General features: G+C 32.5%; 18 protein-coding genes, 1 tRNA gene and 1 pseudogene. 7 read left to right on the forward strand and 13 right to left on the reverse strand.

The window, feature by feature from the left end; genetic code table 11:
- Positions 1-145 precede the first annotated feature (145 nt).
- The 4 genes from FEM21_RS06095 to FEM21_RS06110 all read left to right on the forward strand — a co-directional run bounded on the left by FEM21_RS06095 (position 146) and on the right by FEM21_RS06110 (position 6,677).
- Positions 146-3,145, forward strand: coding sequence for a SusC/RagA family TonB-linked outer membrane protein (locus tag FEM21_RS06095; RefSeq protein ID WP_035658894.1), 3,000 nt, complete (start codon positions 146-148; stop codon positions 3,143-3,145).
- A gap of 12 nt (positions 3,146-3,157) precedes the next feature.
- Positions 3,158-4,828, forward strand: a complete 1,671-nt coding sequence (locus tag FEM21_RS06100; RefSeq protein WP_035658896.1) for a RagB/SusD family nutrient uptake outer membrane protein — start codon at positions 3,158-3,160, stop codon at positions 4,826-4,828.
- 219 nt (positions 4,829-5,047) lie between these two features.
- Entirely contained in the window at positions 5,048-5,482 is a 435-nt protein-coding gene (locus tag FEM21_RS06105) for a DUF6526 family protein (RefSeq protein WP_035658898.1), read from the forward strand.
- A gap of 211 nt (positions 5,483-5,693) precedes the next feature.
- A complete protein-coding gene (locus tag FEM21_RS06110; RefSeq protein ID WP_051627503.1) occupies positions 5,694-6,677 on the forward strand; it encodes an aldo/keto reductase in 984 nt (327 codons plus the stop codon).
- A 100-nt stretch (positions 6,678-6,777) separates the two neighbouring features.
- Here FEM21_RS06110 and FEM21_RS06115 read toward each other — a convergent pair whose 3' ends face one another.
- The 10 genes from FEM21_RS06115 to FEM21_RS06155 all read right to left on the reverse strand — a co-directional run bounded on the left by FEM21_RS06115 (position 6,778) and on the right by FEM21_RS06155 (position 18,802).
- Positions 6,778-7,764: an SDR family NAD(P)-dependent oxidoreductase gene (locus tag FEM21_RS06115; RefSeq protein WP_035658900.1), complete on the reverse strand. Its 987-nt coding sequence runs from the start codon at positions 7,762-7,764 to the stop codon at positions 6,778-6,780.
- A 571-nt stretch (positions 7,765-8,335) separates the two neighbouring features.
- Positions 8,336-10,054, reverse strand: coding sequence for an ATP-binding protein (locus FEM21_RS06120; RefSeq protein WP_035658901.1), 1,719 nt, complete (start codon positions 10,052-10,054; stop codon positions 8,336-8,338).
- Between the two features lie 2 nt (positions 10,055-10,056).
- On the reverse strand, positions 10,057-11,178 hold the full coding sequence (locus tag FEM21_RS06125; RefSeq protein WP_035658902.1) for a histidine kinase: 1,122 nt from the start codon (positions 11,176-11,178) through the stop codon (positions 10,057-10,059).
- Between the two features lie 146 nt (positions 11,179-11,324).
- Complete coding sequence (locus FEM21_RS06130) at positions 11,325-12,401, reverse strand: porin (RefSeq protein WP_035658993.1); 1,077 nt, start codon at positions 12,399-12,401, stop codon at positions 11,325-11,327.
- 77 nt (positions 12,402-12,478) lie between these two features.
- A complete protein-coding gene (locus FEM21_RS06135; protein ID WP_035658903.1) occupies positions 12,479-13,033 on the reverse strand; it encodes a K(+)-transporting ATPase subunit C in 555 nt (184 codons plus the stop codon).
- Positions 13,034-13,044: 11 nt separating this feature from the next.
- The gene (kdpB, locus tag FEM21_RS06140) at positions 13,045-15,078 is read right to left on the reverse strand and encodes a potassium-transporting ATPase subunit KdpB (RefSeq protein ID WP_035658905.1); all 2,034 of its coding nucleotides are present in this window, start codon (positions 15,076-15,078) and stop codon (positions 13,045-13,047) included.
- A gap of 9 nt (positions 15,079-15,087) precedes the next feature.
- Positions 15,088-16,809: a potassium-transporting ATPase subunit KdpA gene (gene kdpA, locus FEM21_RS06145; protein WP_035658906.1), complete on the reverse strand. Its 1,722-nt coding sequence runs from the start codon at positions 16,807-16,809 to the stop codon at positions 15,088-15,090.
- A 21-nt stretch (positions 16,810-16,830) separates the two neighbouring features.
- The gene (gene kdpF / locus FEM21_RS16385) at positions 16,831-16,908 is read right to left on the reverse strand and encodes a K(+)-transporting ATPase subunit F (protein WP_081824654.1); all 78 of its coding nucleotides are present in this window, start codon (positions 16,906-16,908) and stop codon (positions 16,831-16,833) included.
- A gap of 107 nt (positions 16,909-17,015) precedes the next feature.
- Positions 17,016-17,297: a DUF7674 family protein gene (locus tag FEM21_RS06150; RefSeq protein ID WP_035658907.1), complete on the reverse strand. Its 282-nt coding sequence runs from the start codon at positions 17,295-17,297 to the stop codon at positions 17,016-17,018.
- A 161-nt stretch (positions 17,298-17,458) separates the two neighbouring features.
- On the reverse strand, positions 17,459-18,802 hold the full coding sequence (locus tag FEM21_RS06155) for a sigma-54-dependent transcriptional regulator (RefSeq protein WP_201448276.1): 1,344 nt from the start codon (positions 18,800-18,802) through the stop codon (positions 17,459-17,461).
- Between the two features lie 237 nt (positions 18,803-19,039).
- Between FEM21_RS06155 and FEM21_RS16390 the strand changes: the two are divergent.
- Together FEM21_RS16390 and FEM21_RS06160 are read left to right on the forward strand one after the other, a co-directional pair.
- Positions 19,040-19,455: pseudogene (locus FEM21_RS16390) on the forward strand (transposase); the annotation flags it as partial.
- An 80-nt stretch (positions 19,456-19,535) separates the two neighbouring features.
- Positions 19,536-19,772 carry a DUF6922 domain-containing protein gene (locus FEM21_RS06160; protein ID WP_051627504.1) on the forward strand — a complete coding sequence of 79 codons (237 nt, stop codon included), beginning with the start codon at positions 19,536-19,538 and terminating at the stop codon, positions 19,770-19,772.
- Positions 19,773-20,084: 312 nt separating this feature from the next.
- Here the strand turns inward: FEM21_RS06160 and FEM21_RS06165 are convergent.
- The 3 genes from FEM21_RS06165 to FEM21_RS06175 form a co-directional block, all read right to left on the reverse strand.
- Positions 20,085-20,169: transfer RNA gene (locus FEM21_RS06165), tRNA-Ser, on the reverse strand.
- Between the two features lie 260 nt (positions 20,170-20,429).
- Positions 20,430-21,197: an SDR family NAD(P)-dependent oxidoreductase gene (locus FEM21_RS06170; protein ID WP_035658909.1), complete on the reverse strand. Its 768-nt coding sequence runs from the start codon at positions 21,195-21,197 to the stop codon at positions 20,430-20,432.
- A gap of 93 nt (positions 21,198-21,290) precedes the next feature.
- On the reverse strand, positions 21,291-22,220 hold the full coding sequence (locus FEM21_RS06175; protein ID WP_035658910.1) for a helix-turn-helix domain-containing protein: 930 nt from the start codon (positions 22,218-22,220) through the stop codon (positions 21,291-21,293).
- Between the two features lie 262 nt (positions 22,221-22,482).
- Between FEM21_RS06175 and FEM21_RS06180 the strand changes: the two genes are divergently transcribed.
- A complete protein-coding gene (locus FEM21_RS06180; RefSeq protein WP_035658912.1) occupies positions 22,483-23,697 on the forward strand; it encodes a hybrid sensor histidine kinase/response regulator in 1,215 nt (404 codons plus the stop codon).
- Position 23,698 lies beyond the last annotated feature (1 nt).

Genomic DNA, 23,698 nt, shown 5'->3' on the forward strand with positions numbered 1-23,698 from the left:
AATAATATCCTAATCACCAATCAAATAATAACCTTTAAAACAATTAACATGAACTAAGAAAAATTAAAATAACACAGGTAAAAAAAGGAGATTTACCTAATCAAAAAATCTCTCAAACAATTATTCTCTAACCAAATAATTTAAGATGATTAAAAAAACCATTTTTTTTCTATCGTTTCTAGTTTTACTATCCTGGGAAATAAAAGCCCAGAATAAAGAACTTAAAGGGATAGTTCGCGATGAGCAAAATTTGCCAATACCAGGAGTAAATGTTTTAATTAGCGGTACTTCTGCGGGTACAGTAACTGATATGGACGGAAGTTTTACAATCAGTCAACCGACGGGACAAGGAACTCAATTAGAGTTTTCTTTTATTGGATATACTAAAAAAAGTGTAGTAATAGGTACACAAACTACTTTCAATATACAGATGGAGCCTGATATGAATGCGCTCAAAGAAGTTGTCGTGGTGGGATATGGAACTCAAAAAAAGAAAGACCTTACAGGGGCTGTAGCCAGTGCAAATCTGGAAGCGTTTAGAAAAGCGCCCAATGTGAATATTGTACAAAGTTTACAGGGATCTGTAGCCGGATTGAATATTGGGCAAGTAAATTCGGCAGGATCTACTCCGTCAATTCAAATTAGGGGTCAAAATACATTTCAGGGAAATCGTAATGTTCTTATCGTTCTCGATGGTATTCAGTACAACGGTTCTTTAGCATCGATTAATCCAAATGATATTGAATCAATCGAGGTTTTAAAAGATGCTAGTTCTGCAACTGTTTATGGTGCTCAGGCTGGTAATGGAGTATTATTAATTACCAGTAAAAAAGGGAAAAAAGGAAAGCCTGTAATTACTTATAGTCAATCTTATGCTTCACAAACTCCTACTAATAAATTAAGAACTTTAAATCGTGAAGAATTTGTCGAGAAAGTTCGTGATTTGAATTATGATCAGGCATTTTTAGCACCAAATTATACCACACCTAATCCTAATTTTGATATCACATCAGTTATGGATTTTACAATGGTGGACCAAAATACCAATACGCTTAAAAATAATAATTTTAACTGGCTGGATGCAGGTACAAATCCAGGTCAGATACAAAAGCATGAGTTAAGTATTTCAGGTGCTAGTGATAACAGTAATTATTTAATTTCTGCAGGAATAACTAAACAAGAAGGTTTTATAATAAATGACAACTTTAAGCGTAAAAATATCAGGGTAAATCTAGAAACAAAACCTACAGAATGGCTTACTGTTGGAGTACAATCTTTTGGAGCATTTAATGATTACAGCGGTGCTGAGCCTACTTTGAGTTCGCTTACCAGACAATCTCCTTTCTTAACGCCTTATGATGAAAATGGAAACCTTGTATTGTCACCTACACAAACAAATGTTCTTAATCCGTTTTTAACGTATGATGTTGAAAATTACGATACTCAAAATGATTTTTACGGTAATTTTTACGGTATCATAAATTTTCTTTTTGTTAAAGGTTTGAGTTATCGTGTTAATTATGGAAATAATTATAGAATAGGAGAAAGTTTTGGAGCAAGTAAATATGAGGCAGGACAAACAGGAGCTGCTTACAAAAATCATACGCGCTACAGCGATTATACCCTTGATAATATTGTGAATTATAAACGAAAGTTTGGATTACATGATTTTGATGTTACACTTTTATATGGTGCTATAGAAAGAGAAAATAGTTCAACTGAAGCAAACAGTACTGATATATCTAATTTAATTATGGGATATAACAGTCTGGAGCAGGGAATCAACCAATTTGCATCTTCAGGAGCATGGAAAGAATCACTGAATTATCAAATGGGACGTGTAAATTATAAATTTAAAGACCGTTATCTTTTAACAGGAACTGTTCGTCGTGATGGTTATTCTGGTTTTGCACGAAATGAAAAATGGGGAATATTTCCAGCTGCTGCTGTGGGATGGATTGTTTCTGAAGAATCGTTTTTGAAGGATAATAAAGTAATTAGTTTCTTAAAATTAAGAGCAAATTATGGTACAACAGGAAATACTCCCGGAAGATATACTTCTTTAGCTACATTTTCAAGAGACAGAAGCTATGTTTTTGGAGATGGAGGAGCTCCCGTTTTTGGACAAAATGCAAATAATTTAGAGAATCCAAATTTAAGATGGGAAAAAAATACAGGTGTAAACTTCGGGCTAGATTTTGGATTATTTAGCAAACGCCTTTCAGGAGCTATTGAATATTACGAATCCACTACAAAAGATCTAATTTTTAATGTTCCTCTGCCATACATTATGGGAATTACAACTACCAGAACTAATATTGGAGAACTTAAAAATAAAGGATTCGAAATTCAGTTAACTTCTGAAAATATTAAAAATGATAATTTTTTATGGACTACAACTGCAACTTTGTCTTCAAACAGAAACAAAATCATAAAATTAGTGGGTCTTGATGAAAATGGTGATGGTATTGAAGATGATTTAGTGGCTAACGGACAATTTATTGGTAAATCTGCCGGAGCAATTTTCGGTTTTGCTTATGATGGTCTTTATCAAATAGGAGATCAAATTCCTGCCGGATATAGTCCAGGTACGCAACGTATAAGAGATACGAATGGTGATGGAATAATTAGTGCTGCTGATCGAATTATTTTAGGAAGGACGGAGCCTGCTTATACAGCAAGTCTTTTAAACACATTTAGTTATAAAGGTTTAACATTGAATGTGTTTTTTAATTCTGTTCAGGGTGGAAAAGATGGTTATTTGGGGGATGTTATACCTACTAGTGTAGGAGGAGTTCGTAATGATAATTCTATTAGATACAATTACTTTTCTGACATTGATTACTGGTCACCACGAAATCCTACAGGAGAATTTCCTAGATCATTAGTTACTGCTGCTCAGGGAGCTACTATTTATCGCGACCGTAGTTTTATAAGACTGCAAGATGTTTCTCTTTCGTATAGTTTTGATAAAAAAATTGCGAGTCATCTGGGACTTTCAGATTTGAATCTTTTTGTTAGTGGAAAAAACTTAGCTACATGGACAAAATGGAAAGGCTGGGATCCTGAAACCGGGCAAGGCTATAATGAGAATGGACGTCCTGTAATGAAAAGTTATTCCTTAGGTATTAACATTACTTTTTAATCTAATTACATTATGAAAAAATATATTATACTTCCGCTTATTAGTTTACTGTTTTTATCAGTATCCTGCGGAAAAGACTATCTTGAAGAAGAACCATTAGATTTTCTAGGTGCTTCTAATGCATTGGTAACATATGATGATTATAAATTGTCAATAAATAGTTTATATGACAGAGTTCGTTTTGAATTTTATTCGAGAGGAGATCGTAATAACATGGATTATATTTATGGTACTGATTTAGTTTATGACGGTCAGCCAGATGTACTTCGATTTACGAATTATATTGCTGCCTTAAATCCTGTAGGTGACGGAAATAGTGTTGCTCTCTTTCACTGGACTAACTTTTATAAAATTATTTCAGATGTAAATATTGTTTTGGATCGTTTGGGTGATTCTCAACTTACTCCGGAACAAAAAGTATTAATAGAAGCCGAAGCAAAATATTTTAGGGCTTTTAGTTATCGAACATTAGTATATTTATATGGAGGAGTTCCTCTTGTTACGGAAGCGGTTTATCAGCCAAAATATGATTTTGTAAGAGCTACCAAAGAACAAGTTTTGGCTCAGGTAATCCTTGATCTTGAATTTGCATCAGCTAATTTGTTAACAAAACAAGCAGCACGTCCTGGTGAAATACATCGACTTGTTGCAAGTCATTTATTATCCGAAGTATATTTAGCAGCCGGACGCTATCAGGATGCTGTTAATGCGGCAACAGTTGTTATTGATCATCCGTCTACCGATTTAATGAGGCAGCGATTTGGAACAAGAATGAATGTAACTCCTGGTGATCCTTATTGGGATTTGTTCCAAAGAAACAATCAAAATCATGCAAGTAATACAGAAACAATTTGGGCAATACAATTCGAAACTGATGTTCCTGGTGGTAGTGCACAGTCAGGTACCAGAACAGGATCTCCTGTTTATGAAAGACATCATGCGCCCTCTGTTCGTGATATAGTTTTAAATGGAAGCCGACCTTTTAGCTGGCCGATTGGTGATTATACTGGCGGACGTGGTATTGGCTGGGCTATATCAACTAAATACTTTAGTAATACTATCTGGCAAAGTGACTGGAGTAATGATATACGTAATGCGAATCATAATTTTGTGAGAGAGTTTAAATGTACAAATCCTGCTTCACCTTTATTTGGTCAGATTATTTCAACCGAAAATCCCCCTTTAGGAGTTACTGTACCTAGTCGTGCTTTTTATGCTTATCAAAGTAAAGTAACGACTCCTTTTGATCATCCTGCTAATTTATATGCTAATGCAGCTAATTATACTTTGAAAGAAGGAGCAGGGGGAACTTATACAGATCAATATATGTTTAGACTTGCAGAAACTTATTTATTGCGTGCAGAAGCTTATTTTAGATTAAATAATTTATCTGCTGCAGCAGATGATATTAATGTGGTACGTTCACGATCTAATGCTAAAGATGTTGAAGATTCTAATGTTTCGATTGATTATATTCTTGACGAAAGAATGAGAGAATTTGGTGTTGAAGAAAAAAGAAGATTAACATTAGCGAGATTAGGATTACTTTATGATAAAGTAAAAGCACATAACCCATATTATAAGGATATTTTACCGCATCATAATTTGTTTCCAATTCCTTTTGCAGAAATTGAACGAAACAGAGAAGCTGTATTAAAACAAAATGATGGATATCCTGAGTAAATAAACAGGTTTTGATCAATTTAAAAATCTATGAGCTAGTACAATATACTGGCCCATAGATTTTTTATAAATTAGTTACGATGATTCTTAGAGACTGTATTTATCAGGAATAATTGAAATAGTTAATCCTTTAAGATTTTTTGTTTTATTTTAGTATTAGTTTGAAGTCTTTGAGATTGTTTTAAAGATTTATTAATTCTGATAATATTAAAAAAAATTATGGAAACTCAATCGTACAAAAATCATATTCGATTTTACCCTCCGCATCATTTTGTTTATTATCCAATTGTGATGGGATTTATTATAGTCAGCATTTATTTTGCTGCAACAACTTCTGATACTTTAATTTGGTCTTTTGTTGCGGCTATTTTTGTAGTGCTGTTTTGTTTAGCTTTTATGATTCGACAACATTATGCATTGACTTTGCAAAATAGAATCGTTCGTTTAGAAATGCGTTATCGCTATTTTACTTTGACTAATAAGCGATATGAAATTATAGAAAATGAAATTAGTGACGAACAGTTATTTGCTTTGCGATTTGCATCTGACGAAGAACTTATACCATTGATTGATAAAACTTTGTCTCAACATCTTTCCGGAAGTGAAATTAAAAAAGCAATTGTAAATTGGAAAGGAGATTATTCTCGGGTTTAAATATTTCGATAATTATACTTTTTCTTAATATGTATTTAATATAAACCTACTCTGAATAAATGTTTCGTTATAATTATATAATTTATGCTGTTTAAAATGTAACGGTAAAAGCTATGATGTTTTGAAATTTGTAAATAAAGAAATATGAAGATAGCTAAATTAATAATTTCCTATCTTCTATAGCGTGATTATAAATTTATATATTTTAAGGATGGAAATATTAAAAGATCAACATAAATTAGGTTTAGGAGGAGTTGCTATAGGAACAGCATTCGAAAATATTTCAGATGAGGAATCGAATGAAATATTACAAAGTGCATGGGATTATGGAATTAGATATTATGATACTTCTCCGTGGTACGGTTTAACCAAAAGCGAGAGAAGATTTGGAAATTTTTTAAAAGAAAAACAAAGAGAAGATTTTATATTTTCGACCAAGATAGGGAGATTATTCCATGAAGTTTCGAAATCAGATGTTCCTCCAACAATGTGGAAAGCACCACTAAACTATGATTTTCAACACTTATACACTGCAGATGCAGTAAAAAAATCTATTGAAGACAGTTTGCAAAGAACAGGCTTAGATTATATAGATATTGTATATGTTCATGATCTTTCAGAAGATCAGGTAGGTGACAGATATCCTTATTTTTTTAAACAGGCAGCCAAAGGAGCTTTTAAGGCACTTTCACAACTACGGGATGATGGAGTTATAAAGGCCTGGGGTATGGGAGTTAATAAAATTGAACCTATCTTAGATTGTATAGAATTTGCAGATCCTGATATTTGTCTTTCAGCAACTCAATATTCTATTCTGGATCATGAAGATGCTGTAGACAGATTGCTTCCTGCGGTAAAGAAAGCAGGAGTAAAGTTGGTTTCAGGAGCAGGTTTTAATTCTGGTTTTCTTGGTGGTCGTGAACGTTTTAATTATAAAGAAGTAATTCCAAAAGGAATGCATGAAAAAAGAAATCGTATTTCTGAAATAGCTAAAAAATATAATATTACAATTCTGGATGCTGCCATACACTTTGTATTGGCTGCAGACGAATTTACTTCAATAATTCCCGGAGCAAGTAAACCCGAACAAATAGAGCAAAATGTAAATTCTATGAAAAAAATAATCCCTAGCGACTTTTGGAGAGAACTAAAATATGAGGGCTTAATTTATGATAAAGCTCAAACACCAGATTAAAGATTAAGATGTAAAGTGAATTACTATTTTATTTGTTAATAATCAAAAAAGGCTTCAGAGGAATCTGAAGCCTTTTAATTTATAAATTCGATAGTAAAGGCTATTGCGATCTTTTACTCATTAATAATAAACCAATTCCAAATCCTAATCCTGCAAATAATGCTAAACTTAGATTATTTGTTTTTTTGGATGGCAATTTTCCATACACTCGTAATGGTTCTTTAGAGTTTGTAAGCACATTTCCAGAGTTGTTCTCTTTGTTTTTATTAATTTTCATTTTCATTCGAAGAGCAGCAGATGCTGAATTAATTATCATTTTTGGAAATAATCGATAAGTATTAGTTAATACAGAAGCTCGTAAATCCGGAAATGTATCTTTTTTAGGATGCTGAGCCAGTTCGACCATTTTTGCTGCTGTATCACGTGGGTCAGAAGCAATAAAAGGAATTGTCATATCAAAACCCGAATACTTGGCCGAATGTAAATTACCTGTAGAATTTTGTAATTGTGGATATAAATTGCAGATGTGAATATGTTTCCGATTGGATATTTCGCCTTGCAGGCAATCCATCATTCCTTTAATTCCGTATTTTGATGCAGAATATACAGCGCTGTAGGGGGCAGGCATAAATCCTCCAATTGATATATTATTTATTAAAATACCATAGCTTTGTTTTTTAAAAATATTGATAGCATTATAAGCGCCGTGCATATATCCAAATAAGTTCGTTTTAATTACCTGATGGTGAATTTCTAATGGAATTTCTTCAAATTTTCCACTTGCCATCACCCCGGCATTATTTACCCAAATATCAATTTTTCCATTAATAGCTAATGCCTGAGCAGCAACTTTTTCAACATCTTCAGCAATTGACATATCTGCACTTATGCCAACAGCCACTACATTTAGTGAACGACAATATTCAACCACTTCATCGAGACCTTTTTGACCTCTCGCAGCAATTACAATATTACATCCTTCATGAGCGAAAGCTTCTGCTGCTGCCCGTCCAACGCCACTGCTTGCACCAGTTATAACTACAGTTTTCCCTTCGAGGTTGTTTCTATATTTTTTATTAGTATCCATCTTATTGTTTTTTATAATTATTTACATAAGTTACTAAAAAATAAGTTATTATATATTGTATTCTAAGAGAATTTTAATATTCTAATCTCAGTACATTTAAAAGTTACAACGATGATAAAGAATTAGTCATAATGTGCAGGACTTGTATTTATTTAAAAAAAAAATAGGATAATAATTGGGGGAATAATAAGTATCAAATACTGAAGGTCTTTTATATAAGATAGTTTTTTTAATTTAAAAGTACCAAGATTAGAAAATAGTATTTTGATGAATTTCTGATTTAGTGATCCTATTTCTGCCAAAAAATTAGGGTCACTGTCCGTTGATATTATATGTGTTTTTTGATACAGTATAAAAAGTAAAAAAGCCTTTAAATACTAGTATTTAAAGGCTTTTGACTTTTAAAGTTTCTTTTAAAACTTCATCTGGCGGAGAAAGAGGCTCCAGAACCTTTATGATAATCCCAGTAATTACGGGGTTTTGTATATAGTTTTTATTTGTAACTCTGTAAATACAGTCAAAAAATATCGACACAGTAAACAACAGAATTAAATATTGTTTACATTTATTGTTAGACAATATTCAAATTAATACTAAAAGTACTGCCTATTCCCAGTTCGCTCTCTACATTAATGCTTCCATTTTGAGCTTCGATAAATTCTTTACTGATAGCTAATCCTAATCCAGTTCCGGATTTATTGCTTCCGGGAATTTGAAAATATTTATCAAAAACTTTGGTTTTGTAACGACTATCAATACCTTTTCCCGTATCAATAACCTGAAAAGTAATTTGTTTCTCGGTTAGTTTTAATCGAACAATGATTTTACTGTTTTCCGAAGAATAGGTAATAGCATTGGTTAAAAAATTAATTAACACCCAGCTTGTTTTTTCAGGATCTGCTTTTACATTCGGTAAATTGTTTTCAGCTTCGAGGCTAATTTCAATTTGCTTCTGTTCTGCTTTTGTTTTTATAGCTTCGGTAGCATAGCGAACAATTTCGTATGGGCTACTTTTTTCAATATTAAGCTGAATATTTCCTGTTTCTAGCTGTGAAAGCTCTAGTAATTCTCCTGTAATTTTCAACAAGCGCTGGCTGTCTTCTTTGATACTTCCAATTAGTTGTTTTTGATCTTCATTTATGGTTCCTGTAGAATCACTTTCTAATAATTGCAGACTCATTTTGATGGAAGCAATTGGCGTTTTTAATTCGTGTGAAACAGTGGCAATAAAATTAGTTTTGGCAAAATCCAATTCTTTAAAAACAGTAATATTTCTTAAAATGATTACATTACCAATGTCAATTGATTGCTCTTCTCCAGTGGGTTTTATCGTAATATTTACAATTTCTTTTTCGAAATAGCTTTCTTTTCCATCCGCATAAATCTTCATGGGATGTGCTTTCGGACTTTCCAGTTCATTGATGATTAAGGATTTCATTAAATCATTAGTCACAGCCAATGTTGTTGCCAGTTTTCCAATAACATCTTCTTGTTTCATACCAACAATTTTCAACGCCTGATCGTTGATAAATAAAATTACGCCTTGATTGTCCAAACCTATAATTGGGTCGTGCATATTGTTGATTAAGGTCTCTAAACGTTTCTTTTCAAAAGATAATTTATACAAATTGCTATTGTGGTATTCCTGCAATTTTTGAGCCATTGTATTGAATGACTTAGCTAAGTCTCCAAATTCATTATGATGCCAAAAATGAACTCTTTCTGAATAGTTTTTATTAGCAATTTCTTTAATACTTGCTGTTAATTCTTTGATAGGATTAGCAATATTATTAGGTAAGTTTATTAATAAATTAAAAGCAATTAGGAAACATAAAGTTCCCACAAAGGCAATCCATAAATTAGCCGTTTCGGCGGTTTGTTTAGCGATGTCACTTTTGATTTTTATGGCATTCATATTGAGTTTCATAATCTCAAAAATGTTCTGACGAATTTCAGCTTTTATTTTTTCGTCATTTCTGTTTTGTTTTAATACATTAAAATTAGATGCTAGTTTTTTCGTAACAATATCTTCGTCAACTTCTGTAATATTGGTAGTTTGTTTTTTGAGATTCAGTTCAAAAATAGCAATTGATTTATTTTCATTAATTGATATTTCATCCAATGAAAGTAACATATTTCGAGAATATTCTAAAGTATTGTAATTGGCTTTTAGTATATTACCAGTATCTTTTTTTATCAAAAAAATATAAAAAGCACTAACCAGTGTTAGTATTATTATCAGTAAAAATAATAATCCAACTCCCAGATTCAATTTGGTTTTAATTCTCATTGTTACGATAGTATTACAAGATCAACATTCGATGAAGAAAGATTATTTAATAATCGTCTAAAGATAGATGTTGACAAAATTACTTTAAATAAATTCAAATGTGGTTTCCCTATACAAACTGTTGTAATTTGTTGCTGTTTAACTATTTTTAAAATAGCATCAGTAATTTTTTTATCTTCTGTTTTGATTACTTCGGCACCAAGTTCCGTTGCTAATTTAAAATTATTAATCAAATACCTTTGTTTGTCGAGCGCAATTTTATCAGGACTTTCTTTAGGCGTTTCAACATATAAAACGTACCAATCACTATTATAATAACTAGCCAATCGAGCAGTTTTTCTAATTATAATTTTAGCTGTTTTATCATTACTACTAATGCAGGCCAACAATTTTTCATGTCGTAAAGCATGAAGGTTAGGAACTTCATTTTCTACTTTTCGAACTACCTGACTCGCTACTTCTTTTAATGCCAATTCCCGCAATTGAAGAATTTGGTCCGACTTGAAAAAATTATTCAAAGCCGTTTGAATTTTATCCTCAGTATAAATTTTTCCTTCTTTTAAACGGGCAATCAAATCCTCAGAAGTTAAATCGATATTCACTACTTCATCCGCCAGTCGCAAAACATTATCAGGAACACGTTCCTTAACTTCAACATTCGTAATTTGTTTTACATCCTGATTTAAACTCTCAATATGCTGAATATTCACAGCCGATATTACATTAATTCCCGCTTCAACAATTTCTAAAACATCCTGCCAGCGCTTTTCGTTTTTACTGCCTTCCATATTGGTATGCGCCAGTTCATCAACAATAACCACTTCCGGACGAAGATTGATAATGGCTTGAACATCCATTTCTTCCAGTTGTTTTCCTTTGTAGAAAATAGTTCTTCGTGGAATTATTGGTAAACCTTCTAATAGTTCGTGAGTTTCCTTGCGATTATGGGTTTCTACGTAACCAATTTTTATATCAATTCCTTTTTTTAACAGCATGTGCGCTTCCTGAAGCATACGAAAAGTTTTGCCCACACCAGCACTCATCCCAATGTAGATTTTAAACTTTCCTTTCCGTGATTTCTGAATCAAATCCAGAAAACGCTGTGCGTTGTTTTCGTTTTCCATGGTTTTGGTTTAACCTTTAAGAGATTAAGGAAGTTAAGCTTTTCTTTCTCTAGAGAAAGAAAAGCTTAATGTTCTCTATTCTAGATTAAAACTGCGCGCTAAAACTTAATTTTCTTAATCTCTTAATGGTAAAAATAATTTTAATGTTAAAAACTAATCGCCAGTGAAGTTGTCACAAAAGTATTTGTATCCGTTGGGACGTTATCTTTTGTAAAAATTTCATCTTTACTAGAGAGATTTCTAGCTTCAATTCTAAATAGTACATTATCAGCAACTGAGTAATCAAAGTTAGCTGAAAATCCGTAAGTTTTAAAACCGTTTGGTGTTTCTGTTGCGATGATTACACCTTTTTCGTCGCTGTAATATTCGCCTCGCGCTGCAAGCTGAATTTTATCAGTTGGTTTGTACTGAAAAATTAAAATTGGAGAAAACCAGGTATCATATTTGTCACTTTTTTTAGCCGATTGGTGTAATCCAATATCAAAACCAGTTATTAAATTCGTTTTTTCAGTTACTTTAAATTGTCCGTAAAAGTTATTAAAATAACGCCATTTTTTGTCAATATCAGGCTGTTCGTTTCCAATATAGGTGCTCCAGTTTAAAACCAATTTATCCGATGGTTTATAAGTTACCTGAGTTCCAAAAGCAGGCGTTTGATTACCATCTATTTTTTGAATTCTCTGCCAGCCGTTTAAGTACATTCCGGCTAAATACCATTTTTCAGATTTTGAGGTGTAGCCAATCTTAACTCCCGCTTCATAATATGGTGAGTTTTCGGCTAGAATACTTCTTGTCAAAGTCATACAATCTTTTCCAATGGCACTTTCAAAGCCAATATGCGATGGCATAATTCCGGCATCAATCCAGAGGTTATGGTCTTTAGAAATTTTTACGCCGGCATTAGCTTCATAAACATTTTTCAATAAATCCTGTTCAGCTGCCATATTGTATTCGACATAAGTTCCCGCCATCAGAGCAAAATTGGCACGAATGTTCTCTTTCGAATAATTCACTTTAGCCATTCCCAAATTCAGATTTACTTCATTAGACCGATTGTAATTATACATAAAACCGGGTTTGGTATGATTCTCAGGGTTTCCAAAATCATAACTATAATAAACATCTACGTAACCAGAAAACGTAAGTGGACTCTTTGATTCTTCTTGTGCATTCATTATACTTGAGCCGAAAGCTATTAAAGCTGTATATATTATTTTTTTCATTATTTTGAGTTTAATCATTTCATTAATTCTTTCCGATTTATTGTATCAGATGAAAATCGGAAAGGGTTCTTTTTTTACTATTTTAATTCATCTAAAGCAATATTCAACTCCAAAACATTTACGGTGGAAGTACCCATAATTGTTGGGGTATTGATTTTACTTTCTACCAAAGTCTTTACTTTATCTTCAGATAATTTTCTTTCTTTGGCAACACGTTTTACCTGAATCAAGGCTCCTTCGGGCGAAATATTTGGATCCAATCCACTTCCGGAAGCCATCACCATATCCGATGGAATCTCTGATTTTTCCAAATATGGATGCACAATTAAAAAAGTATCAATTCTTTTTTGAACCAAAGCCAGATAATCTGCATTGCTTGGCCCTTTATTACTTCCTGCGCTACCCGAAGCATTATAATCTACAGCCGAAGGTCTTCCCCAGAAGTAATTTGACTTATCGAATTTTTGCCCGATTTTTTGATAACCAACCACTTTTCCATTTACAGAAATGGTTTCTCCTTTTCCTTGATTTGGAGCAAATTGTGCGATTGCATATATTGCTAAAGGATAAATGACTGCGAATAAAATCACTGTAAGCAAAGTGAACTTTATAATTGAAAATATATTTTTCATTTTATATGTTTTTAGATAAATATAGCAACAACTAAATCGATTAATTTGATTCCGATAAAAGGAACAATCAAACCACCCAATCCGTAAATCAAAAGGTTCCTTTTTAGAATAGCCTCTGCACCAATGGGCTTATAATCAACACCTCTCAATGCTAGCGGAATCAATATTGGAATAATAATCGCATTAAAAATCACTGCAGATAAAATAGCACTTTCAGGGCTGTGCAAATTCATAATATTCAAACCTTGCAAAGCAGGAATTGCAGCGATAAAAAGTGCAGGAACAATAGCAAAATACTTCGCAACATCATTCGCAATAGAGAATGTAGTTAGCGTTCCTCTGGTCATTAACAACTGTTTCCCAATTTCGATAATCTCAATTAATTTAGTTGGATCATTATCCAAATCAACCATATTTCCTGCTTCTTTCGCCGCCTGTGTTCCGCTGTTCATGGCTACACCAACATCGGCTTGAGCAAGAGCTGGTGCATCATTTGTTCCGTCACCCATCATTGCTACAAGTTTGCCATTTTGCTGCTCGTTTTTGATGTAGTTCATTTTATCTTCCGGTTTGGCTTCGGCAATAAAATCATCGACACCTGCTTTTTCTGCAATGAATTTGGCAGTCAAAGGATTATCTCCTGTAACCATAACGGTTTTCACACCCATTTTTCGCAAACGTTCAAAACGTTCTTTCATTCCTGTTTTGATAATATCCTGCAATTCGATAACACCTTGTATTTGATCGTTTTTAATCACAACCAAAGGCGTTCCTCCATTCGAAGAAATCTCAATTACTTTTTGAGCCGTATCTTCCGGAAAAACATTTCCTGCTTGGAGTGCGATATTTTTAGCAGCATCCTGAGCACCTTTTCTAATGTTGGTTCCGTCTTTTAAAACCACACCTGAAGTTCTTGTTTCGGCAGTAAACTTGATTAAAGTAGCACCTTCAATAGATAATTTTTGGGCTACTTCCAATCCAGCCAATTCGACAATGCTTTTGCCTTCTGGCGTATCATCAGCAAGAGAACTCAACACAGCCGACTGAATAAAATCTTCTTGAGAAATTCCTTTAGTAGCATACAAGCTAGTTGCTTTTCGGTTTCCAATAGTTATTGTTCCTGTTTTATCCAAAAGTAAAACATCAATATCTCCAGCAGTTTCAACGGCTTTTCCTGATTTTGTAATTACGTTGGCACGCAAAGCTCTGTCCATTCCCGCAATTCCAATTGCAGAAAGCAAACCACCAATTGTTGTTGGAATCAAACACACAAAAAGTGAAATGAAAGCAGCGATTGTAATTGGCGCATTAGCATAATCGGCAAAAGGTTTTAAGGTAACACAGACAATCACGAAGATTAAGGTAAAAGCAGCTAATAAAATTGTCAATGCTATTTCGTTTGGTGTCTTCTGACGGCTCGCCCCTTCGACCAAAGCAATCATTTTGTCCAGAAAACTTTCGCCCGGCTCATTGGTCACGATTACTTTAATTTTATCCGATAATACTTTTGTTCCTCCAGTAACAGACGATTTATCTCCTCCAGCTTCCCGAATTACAGGAGCACTTTCTCCAGTAATAGCACTTTCGTCAATGGTAGCTAATCCTTCAATAATTTCACCATCAGTGGCAATTAAATCACCTGCTTCACAAACGAAAACATCTCCTTTTTTTAATGCTGATGAACTGATATTTTTGATGTCACCATTTGGCAAAAGTTGTCTGGCAGGTGTTTCTTCTCTAGTTTTTCTTAAACTATCGGCTTGTGCTTTTCCTCGGGCTTCGGCAATGGCTTCGGCAAAATTGGCAAACAAAAGCGTTGCTAATAAAATTAAAAACACAATGAAATTATAAACAAAACTACCTTGTTCCTGTGCGCCAAATAAAATGGCAATACAGACAGCAAACATAATTGCAGTTCCTATTTCTACGGTAAACATTACCGGATTTTTGAACATTACTTTCGGGTTAAGCTTTACAAAAGACTGCACTAGAGCATCTTTTACCTGCTTACTTTCAAATAATGAATTTGATTTATTGTTAGTCATTTTGATTAATTATTTTAGTGTAAAGTATTCTGCCAATGGGCCTAACGCTAGGGCAGGGAAGAAGGATAAGGCAGCAATTATTGCAATCACTGCAAAAACCATAACTCCAAAGATGGGCGTGTCGGTTTTTAAAGTTCCTGCACTTTCCGGGATGTATTTTTTATTAGCGAGTAATCCTGCAATAGCAAGCGGACCAATTATTGGAAGAAATCTGCCTAGTAATAAAACTATTCCTGTGGTAATATTCCAAAACGGATTGTTGTCGCCTAAGCCTTCAAATCCTGAACCATTATTGGCAGCACTTGACGTAAATTCATATAGCATTTCTGAAAAACCGTGATTGCCAGGATTGTTGAGCCAGTCTGTTGCGTTGCCGTTAAACCAATAGCCCATTGCTGTATCATTGGCGGCAAAATAGGAAGCCAAAGCAGTTCCTGATAATATCAATAAGGGATGAAGTATTGCAATAAAAGCAGCAATTTTAACTTCACGGGCTTCAATTTTTTTTCCTACAAATTCGGGTGTTCGACCGACCATTAACCCTGAAATGAACACCGCAAGGATAATGAAAATGTAAAAATTTAACCATCCAACACCACAACCGCCATAAAAAGCATTGACCATCATAGCCAATAATTGCATTGCTCCTGACATTGGCATCGAACTATCGTGCATACTATTTACCGATCCTGTAGAAATTACTGTTGTAGCAATACTCCAAAATCCTGAAATGGCTGGTCCAAAACGAACTTCTTTGCCTTCCATTGCGCCAGTTGTTTGGGCAATTCCCATTTTTTCGATAGCAGGATTTCCGTTGAGTTCAGTGATAACTGTTGGAATTACCAAGAGTAAAAAACCTATTGTCATTACACCAAATATGATGTAGGATAATTTTCTTTTTTTTAGATAGAATCCTAAAGCAAAAATCATCGCAAACGGAATAATCAGCTGTGCCCAAAGTTCAACGGCATTGGTGAAATAAGTCGGATTTTCTAATGGATGAGCTGAATTTGCTCCAAAAAAACCACCACCATTTGTACCAATATGTTTAATAGCAATAAACACTGCTGCTGGTCCGCGAGAAACTTGAACAGAATCACCTTGAAGAGTAGTAATGGTATCTTTTTCTTCAAAAGTCATTGGTGTACCGCTAAACAATAAAGCAACGGCAACAATAGCAGATAATGGTAATAAGATTCGTGTACAACTTTTGATAAAATAGTTGTAAAAATTACCTAATTTATCGGTTGTTCTTTCTTTCATTGCATTAAAAACAATAGCTGCTGCTGCCATTCCAACAGCTGCGGAAACAAACTGCAGGAACATCAAGACCATTTGTGACAGATAAGAAAGTCCTGTCTCGCCTGAAAAATGCTGTAAATTACAATTTACTACAAATGAAATGGCGGTATTAAATGCCAAATCAGGAGTCATATTGGGATTATTATCAGGATTCAGAAATAAAGAACCCTGAAACAATAAAACAAAAAAGCAAAGAAAGAACCAAGCCATATTTACACTCAAAAGTGCTTTCAAGTGTTGTTTCCAGTTCATCTCCTCGGTCGAATTGATACCACTAATTTTAAAAATAAATTTTTCAATTGGATTGAAAATGGGATCAAAAAGTGTTTTATCTCCCAAATAAACTTTGGCAATATATTTTCCTATTGGAATAGCCAAAACTATCGAAATGATAAAAATACTGATGACACCAAATAATTCTGTGTTCATAGTTTAATTTTTGAGAGTTTATTAAAATTTTTCAGGCTTAATTAAAACATAAACCAGATACACGAAAACTGCAAGAGCGATAATAAATAGTGCTGTCATGATTTAGATTTTTTCAAAGAATTCGACCGATTTAAAACAAATGCCAAATAGCAAAACTGCTAATGCGAGTAAAAGAATAGTGACTATCATAATTATTAAGATTGAAGTTAAACTCCTGATGGGTTGATGTGTTTGATATATTCTTTGTGTAATGTTTGAGGAAAAAGATTAGAAATACTGCAATTGCGTATTGTAATAAAAGTGGATACAGAGAATAGATAAATGTTAGTTATTACATTTTTAGTTTCGGCATTTCCAGTAATGAGCAGTTGTTCTGCAATGCCAAGACATTTCTTTACGCGAATGATATTGCCTTTACGGATTAAGCTTTTGGTAATCTCTGCAAATTGTACTGCTTTTGCACAAGAAGATTTGACCTGATTTTTCATAAGAATGATTTTTTATGTTCTTCATCGCTTATGCCAAAACACATTCCAAGAAAAATAAAAAATCGTAAAGTATTGTTTCTTATAGCTTTATTATTTCCGTGCCAAAAAAGGGCATAAAAAAAGCCTATCATAATGATAGGCTTTTCTCAAAATAGTATGTTTTATTGAATATGGCATTCGTCTAATTTCCGATAAAGTGTTGCAATACCTATTTCAAGTAATCGTGCTGCTTCGGCTTTGTTTCCTTTGGTATAATTTAAAACTTTTTGAATATGAAGTTTCTCGATACTTTGCATAGAAAAAGCAGATAATGTCTTATTCATATTATTTTGCTGGTGCTGAATTTCATAAGGTAGAACATCTTCAGTCAAAATTTCAGCATTGGCTAAAATTACGGAACGTTCAATAACATTTTTTAATTCCCTGACATTTCCTGGCCAATGATAGGTTTCCAGTTTTTGAAGAAAATCAGCTGTAATTTGTAATTGTTTTTTATTAGTTTTATCCGAAAACTGTTTGACAAAATAAGTAGTCAACGGCGAAATATCCTTTGGCCTTTCTCGTAAAGACGGAATTTTTATCTCAAAAATATTCAGTCTGAAATACAAATCCGAACGAAAAGTATGATTGTCACTTTCTGTTTTTAAATCTCTATTGGTGGCAGCAATTAGTCTGAAATTTGACTTTTTTGGTGTTGTATCACCTACAGGAATGTATTCGTTGGTTTCTAATACCCGTAATAATTTTGCTTGCAAATTGATGGGCATTTCGCCGATTTCATCCAAAAATAAAGTACCGCCATTTGCTTCTTCTATAAATCCCTTTTTGTCTTTTAAAGCTCCAGTAAAAGCACCTTGTTTGTGTCCGAACAGTTCACTTTCCAGAATTTCTTTACTGAATGTACTGCAATTCAATGCTACGAATGATTTCCCGACACGGTTGCTGTTTTCGTGAATGGCTTGTGCAAAAACTTCTTTTCCAGTTCCTGTTTCTCCGGTTAATAAAACAGTAGAATCGGTTTTGGCTACTTTTTTAGCCAAATCAATAACTTGTTCCAATGCTTTGGATTTTCCGATTATGGAATCAAAAGAATATTTATCGGAAATACGTTTTTCTAATTTTTGCACTTTTTTCTGAAGTTCTGATTTTTCTAATGCTTTGTAAAGTAGGGGAATGATTTTATCATTATCATCGCCTTTGACGATATAATCGAAAGCACCGTTTTTCATTGCCTGAACACCATCAGATATTTTTCCGAAAGCAGTTAGCAAAATCACTTCGACCAATGGAAAATGACTTTTTATTTTTTCGAGAAAATCAACACCGTTTCCATCAGGTAATTTTACATCACATAAAACCACATCAATTTCATTCTGTTCTAATTTCTTGAAACCTGATTTTAAGTCCCCAGCTTCCAATACTTCAAAACCTTCCGATTTTACAATTCGTGCTAAAAGTCCACGAAGTTTTTCTTCGTCGTCAATGATAAGGATGTTTTTCAAAATTATTTTTTGTCAAATATTCAGATTACAAATTTAAATCTTTTTAATTCTGTAAAATAGCATTCTACGAAGTTAAATGTATTTAGACGCAATTTTTAATTGCCTGATCATAATGGAGTAAATGTTGGTTAATTTCCCAATTACTAGAATTAGATTTAAAAGATTTATAATCTCCAGTACTATCAAATGATGTATTTTAATTTTTGGAGTTAGACTTGTAAAATATGAAATATTAATTGTTTTATTGTAGATAGTATGCCGCTAGAAATATGCAAATTATCTCGTTCATCAAGAAGTAAAATCTGTAAAGAATCATCTTTGAATTACCCAGATAAAGGCTATTGTGCTACGCAGTCAAAACATTATTATGGTTATAAATTACACGCTGTGTGTTCATTTAGAGGAGTGATTAAAAGTCTTGATATCACACCTGCTTCAGTACATGATATACATTATTTGAAAGATATTAAACACCAAAATTAAGAACTGTACATTATTGGGAGATAGAGGCTATCTGTCATCAGAACTACAACTCAATCTCTTTGAGAGTTGTCAAATAAGTACTGTCAAAAATAACTGATGCAACTGTAATTCAATATATCAATAAATTTATCTTTGACAGGAATATCAAAAATATTAAAACTAGCATCATTTAAAATACACAACCGGTTAACTAAATAAAGAATATTGAGTAAACAAATCGGTTTATTTTTGTAAAATAAAATTTAATTTACAGATGGAAGAGAGTAAACTTGATAAAATTAAATCTAGGACATTCTTTATTGATTTACCTACATTGAGACCTGTATTGTTTTGGGATACTAAAAAAAGTACAATTGATTGGGAGAAACATAAAAAAGCCATTATTAAAAGAGTTTTTGAACGAGGAAACGAAATGAAGAAAAAAGAAATTATTCGTTTTTATGGATCTGAAATGGTTGATATGATATTAAAAAAATCTATTTCAAAATAGTAAATAATCGAATTTATAGAAATTATTCATTTAGAATACTTACCAATAATTGCTTGCGAGCTAAATTAAATAATACAAAATTAGGTAAAAAAACTAATAGATTTCCAGAGTATTAAATTTGAGAATTTTAAAAAATAGGGTCACTATGGATATACGTATGTTTTGAAAATTAGAAGAATAGAGTTAAGATATGTCTATAATTCTCAGTATTTAAAGGGAATTTGGGATTATTTTAATTTAGGTTCTAGAGTTTTAGGGACTGTCTAAAAAGGTTGAAACCCCCTAGTGTTTACTAGGGGGGGGCAAATTCAGCGGAGAAAGAGGGATTCGAACCCCCGGACCTGTTACAGTCAACAGTTTTCAAGACTGCCGCATTCGACCGCTCTGCCATTTCTCCAGTATGTTGCTATCGTTTTGTGATTGCGAGTGCAAATATAAGAGGTTTTTCGAGATAAAAAAATATTTTAATGATTTACAAAAGCTTTTATTATTTATAAATAACTTTAAAAGTTTGAATCCAATTTTAACTTGCTGGAAATTAAGTAATATTAGAATTGAGAATAAAGAGACTTTTCTTCAAAATATTTCTTATCAATTGTAGAAAATACCCAAGTGACAGAAAATATTTTCTGTCATTTGGGTATTTTTACTTAAAAATTAAATTTTGAATCCGCCAGAAACTTCAATTCTCTGGGCATTTATCCATTTTGAATTTTCAGTGCATAAAAATGCAACGACTGATCCAATATCATCTGCTAAACCAACTCTTCCTAAAGCAGTTTGAGAAGCTATTAACTGATTCATATCTGAATTGTCTCTTACAAAACCTCCTCCAAAATCAGTTTCAATGGCACCAGGAGCTACTGAGTTCACTCTTATTTTTCTAACTCCAAGTTCTAATGCCTGATATCTTGTTAGTGAGTCAATGGCAGCTTTCATTGCTCCGTAAGCCGAATATCCAGCAAATGAAAACCGGGCTAAGCCAGATGAAGTGTTTACAATACTGCTGCCATCATCCAAAAGAGGTAGTAATGTTTGAGTTAAAAAATAAGGACCTTTAAAATGGATATTGGTCATTGCATCTAATGCTTCTTCTGACGTCGTTTCGAAAGGAGAATTTATACCAACACCTGCATTATTTACCAGTGCATCTAATTTTTTTCCATCAAAATGAGAATCTAATATCGTTTTGATTTCTGTTTTAAAATTTTCAAAACCTGAAGTTGTTGCAATATCTAATTGTATCGAAAAAGCTTTTTTACCAATGTTGTTAATTTGGGATACTACATTCTCGGCATCTTCTTTTTTAGTTTGATAAGTAATAATGACATCAAAACCTTTTTTTGCTAATTGTAAAGCTGAATCTTTTCCAAGTCCACGGCTTCCACCTGTTACTAAAGCTATTTTGTTTGTTGTATTTGACATTTTTATATTGTTTTAAATTACAATACAAAGTTGCAACCAAATCAAATCATCTTATTTGCAATTTTCAAATCAATATTTGCAAATATCAAATAATTATTCTCTGAAGAGTAGAGGAGAATATCCAGTATGTTTTTTAAAGAAATTTGAAAAATGAGCTACTTCATCAAACCCTAATGAGTAGGCTATTTCAGAAACATTCCAGTTAGTTTGTTTTAAAAGTATTTTTGCTTCCTGATTAATTCTGCTCGAAATAATATCAGTTGTTGTTCTTCCTATAGTTTCTTTTAGCACTTTGTTTAAATGATTGACATGAATGTTTAATACATCCGAATAATCTTTTGGTGTTTTGAGTAATAATAATTGAGTAGTGTTTTCTACAGGAAATTGCCTTTCCAGTAATTCTATGAATAAAGAAGTGATTCTGGTTGATGCGGTTTTAATATTTTCGGTAGGAGTTATGGGGTTTAATTTTTGTCCAAAATGAATAAGTTCCATCAAATAATTTCTAAGCAAATCATATTTATATTCATATTCAGAATTGATTTCCAAGTGCATTTTTTCAAAAACACCTAGAATTTGTCCGTATTGTTCTTTTGAAATTTGGAAAACAAAATCACTTTGGTTAGAAAAAATAGCTAAAGTGTTAATATCAAAACCAGTTTTAGAAAATGGTAAAAAATCTTTTGTAAATACACAAAAATGGCCTTGCTGTTTGGTGCTGATAGGAGTATAGCGATAAGGAATTTTTGGAGTTGCAAATAAAACTCCAAATTCTTTTATCTGAATAGTTTTTCCGGCGTATTCGACTAGATTTTCTCCTGAAATTAAGCTGACTTTGTAGTATGTCCTTCTGTTGTATGGCATTTCAGGCTTTCCCTTACAGGCACTATACATATTTTCGATATTAAAAACATTAAAATGTCCAATGTCTTTATTTAAGTTTTCAGACAGAAAATTATCTAAATCAGGACATGTTTCTTTGAAAATGTCTTCATAGAATTCTTTAACGGTAATTGCGTTCATAAATTTGTAAAATTCAAATATAATTAAAATCGAAAAGTGAATTTGATGAAGTTTAATAGTTTTATAATATTCCCAGTTAAGTATTGGGAAGTATAATGGGAATTTTGTAAGTTTTTGATATTCAATTAAGGGGATTAATTAATATTTTTTAATAGCTTTGGAAAATAACAATCCCATTAACTTAAGAATAGTTTTTAACGAATAATTTTCGGAATGAATTTCATAATAAAACAATTAATTCGTCCGTATTACCCAACATCAAATGATATTAATTGTAGACGATATTAGAGCAAATATTATTGCGCTAAAAAAAACGCTTGAGTTCCATAATATTGATGTAGATACTGCAGAATCGGGAGAAGAGGCATTAAAAAAAATTTTAAAAACAGATTACTGTCTTATTATAATGGATGTCCAGATGCCAGGTCTCGATGGCTTTGAGGTTGTTAAAATTTTATCAGGAAATAAAAAAACCAAAGATATTCCCGTCATTTTTCTCTCGGCTATAAATATCGAAAAAAAATATATTTTTAAAGGATATGAAACCGGTGCAGTAGATTATATAACTAAACCTGTTGACACTGATTTACTGATTTTAAAAGTAAAAACCTTTTTAAAAATTTATGAGCAGCAAAATGAATTAAAAGTAATGAAAGAATTGCTCTCTAAAGAAATTAAGATTCGTAAAGAAGCGCAGGAAAATTTAGAAATTAAAATTGCTGAAAGAACTAAAGAATTAGTTTTAAAAAATGAAGCATTAGAGTTCAGTAATCATGAATTACAACAATTTTCGTGGGTTGTATCGCATGATTTGAATGAACCTCTCAGGAAAATTCAAGTTTTTATGGGAATAATAAAAGAGCTTTATTTAGTAGATGATGATAAAGCAACCTTTTATATCAATCGCACGATTAAAAGTGCAGGAAGAATGCAAACTTTAATTACTGATTTATTAGAGTATTCCAGATTATCATCTAAAGTAATTCCCGAAAAAACAGATTTAAACATTGTTATCCAGGAAGTAATTTCAGATTTTGACTATTTGATAGAGCAAAAAAATGCAATCGTTACAGTAGATGAATTGCCTGTAATGGATAGTATATCCAGTCAGTTAAGACAGGTTTTTCAAAATCTGATAGGAAATTCACTTAAATTTTCAGGAAAGGTCGAAACTCCTCAAATTCACATTAGTTCCCAATTTATAAAAACAAAAGATTTTGATGCAGAGACAGATCCCGATGGACAATTTTGTAGAATTACAGTTACCGACAACGGAATTGGTTTTGATGAAGTGTATCTGGATAGAATTTTTGTGATTTTCCAAAGTTTAAATGACCGTCAGGTTTATGAAGGAACAGGAATAGGTTTAGCCATTTCGAAAAAAATAATTGAGAATCACAACGGAATGATTACAGCAAAAAGTCAGTTAGGTAAAGGTGCAAGTTTTATTATGATTTTACCAATAAATATTCAATAAT

The organism is Flavobacterium seoulense, assembly GCF_000695795.1.
Taxonomy (GTDB): Bacteria; Bacteroidota; Bacteroidia; order Flavobacteriales; family Flavobacteriaceae; genus Flavobacterium; species Flavobacterium seoulense.

Excerpts from the sequence above, each read along its gene's own strand:
- FEM21_RS06170 (WP_035658909.1), bottom strand. The coding sequence starts at position 21,197 with ATGTCAAATACAACAAACAAAATAGCTTTAGTAACAGGTGGAAGCCGT.
- kdpF (WP_081824654.1), bottom strand. The coding sequence starts at position 16,908 with ATGACAGCACTATTTATTATCGCTCTTGCAGTTTTCGTGTATCTGGTT.
- FEM21_RS06160 (WP_051627504.1), top strand. The coding sequence starts at position 19,536 with ATGGAAGAGAGTAAACTTGATAAAATTAAATCTAGGACATTCTTTATT.
- FEM21_RS06115 (WP_035658900.1), bottom strand. The coding sequence starts at position 7,764 with ATGGATACTAATAAAAAATATAGAAACAACCTCGAAGGGAAAACTGTA.
- FEM21_RS06095 (WP_035658894.1), top strand. The coding sequence starts at position 146 with ATGATTAAAAAAACCATTTTTTTTCTATCGTTTCTAGTTTTACTATCC.
- kdpB (WP_035658905.1), bottom strand. The coding sequence starts at position 15,078 with ATGACTAACAATAAATCAAATTCATTATTTGAAAGTAAGCAGGTAAAA.
- FEM21_RS06180 (WP_035658912.1), top strand. The coding sequence starts at position 22,483 with ATGATATTAATTGTAGACGATATTAGAGCAAATATTATTGCGCTAAAA.
- FEM21_RS06135 (WP_035658903.1), bottom strand. The coding sequence starts at position 13,033 with ATGAAAAATATATTTTCAATTATAAAGTTCACTTTGCTTACAGTGATT.
- FEM21_RS06110 (WP_051627503.1), top strand. The coding sequence starts at position 5,694 with ATGGAAATATTAAAAGATCAACATAAATTAGGTTTAGGAGGAGTTGCT.
- FEM21_RS06105 (WP_035658898.1), top strand. The coding sequence starts at position 5,048 with ATGGAAACTCAATCGTACAAAAATCATATTCGATTTTACCCTCCGCAT.
- FEM21_RS06120 (WP_035658901.1), bottom strand. The coding sequence starts at position 10,054 with ATGAGAATTAAAACCAAATTGAATCTGGGAGTTGGATTATTATTTTTA.
- FEM21_RS06175 (WP_035658910.1), bottom strand. The coding sequence starts at position 22,220 with ATGAACGCAATTACCGTTAAAGAATTCTATGAAGACATTTTCAAAGAA.
- FEM21_RS06150 (WP_035658907.1), bottom strand. The coding sequence starts at position 17,297 with ATGAAAAATCAGGTCAAATCTTCTTGTGCAAAAGCAGTACAATTTGCA.
- FEM21_RS06130 (WP_035658993.1), bottom strand. The coding sequence starts at position 12,401 with ATGAAAAAAATAATATATACAGCTTTAATAGCTTTCGGCTCAAGTATA.
- kdpA (WP_035658906.1), bottom strand. The coding sequence starts at position 16,809 with ATGAACACAGAATTATTTGGTGTCATCAGTATTTTTATCATTTCGATA.
- FEM21_RS06100 (WP_035658896.1), top strand. The coding sequence starts at position 3,158 with ATGAAAAAATATATTATACTTCCGCTTATTAGTTTACTGTTTTTATCA.
- FEM21_RS06125 (WP_035658902.1), bottom strand. The coding sequence starts at position 11,178 with ATGGAAAACGAAAACAACGCACAGCGTTTTCTGGATTTGATTCAGAAA.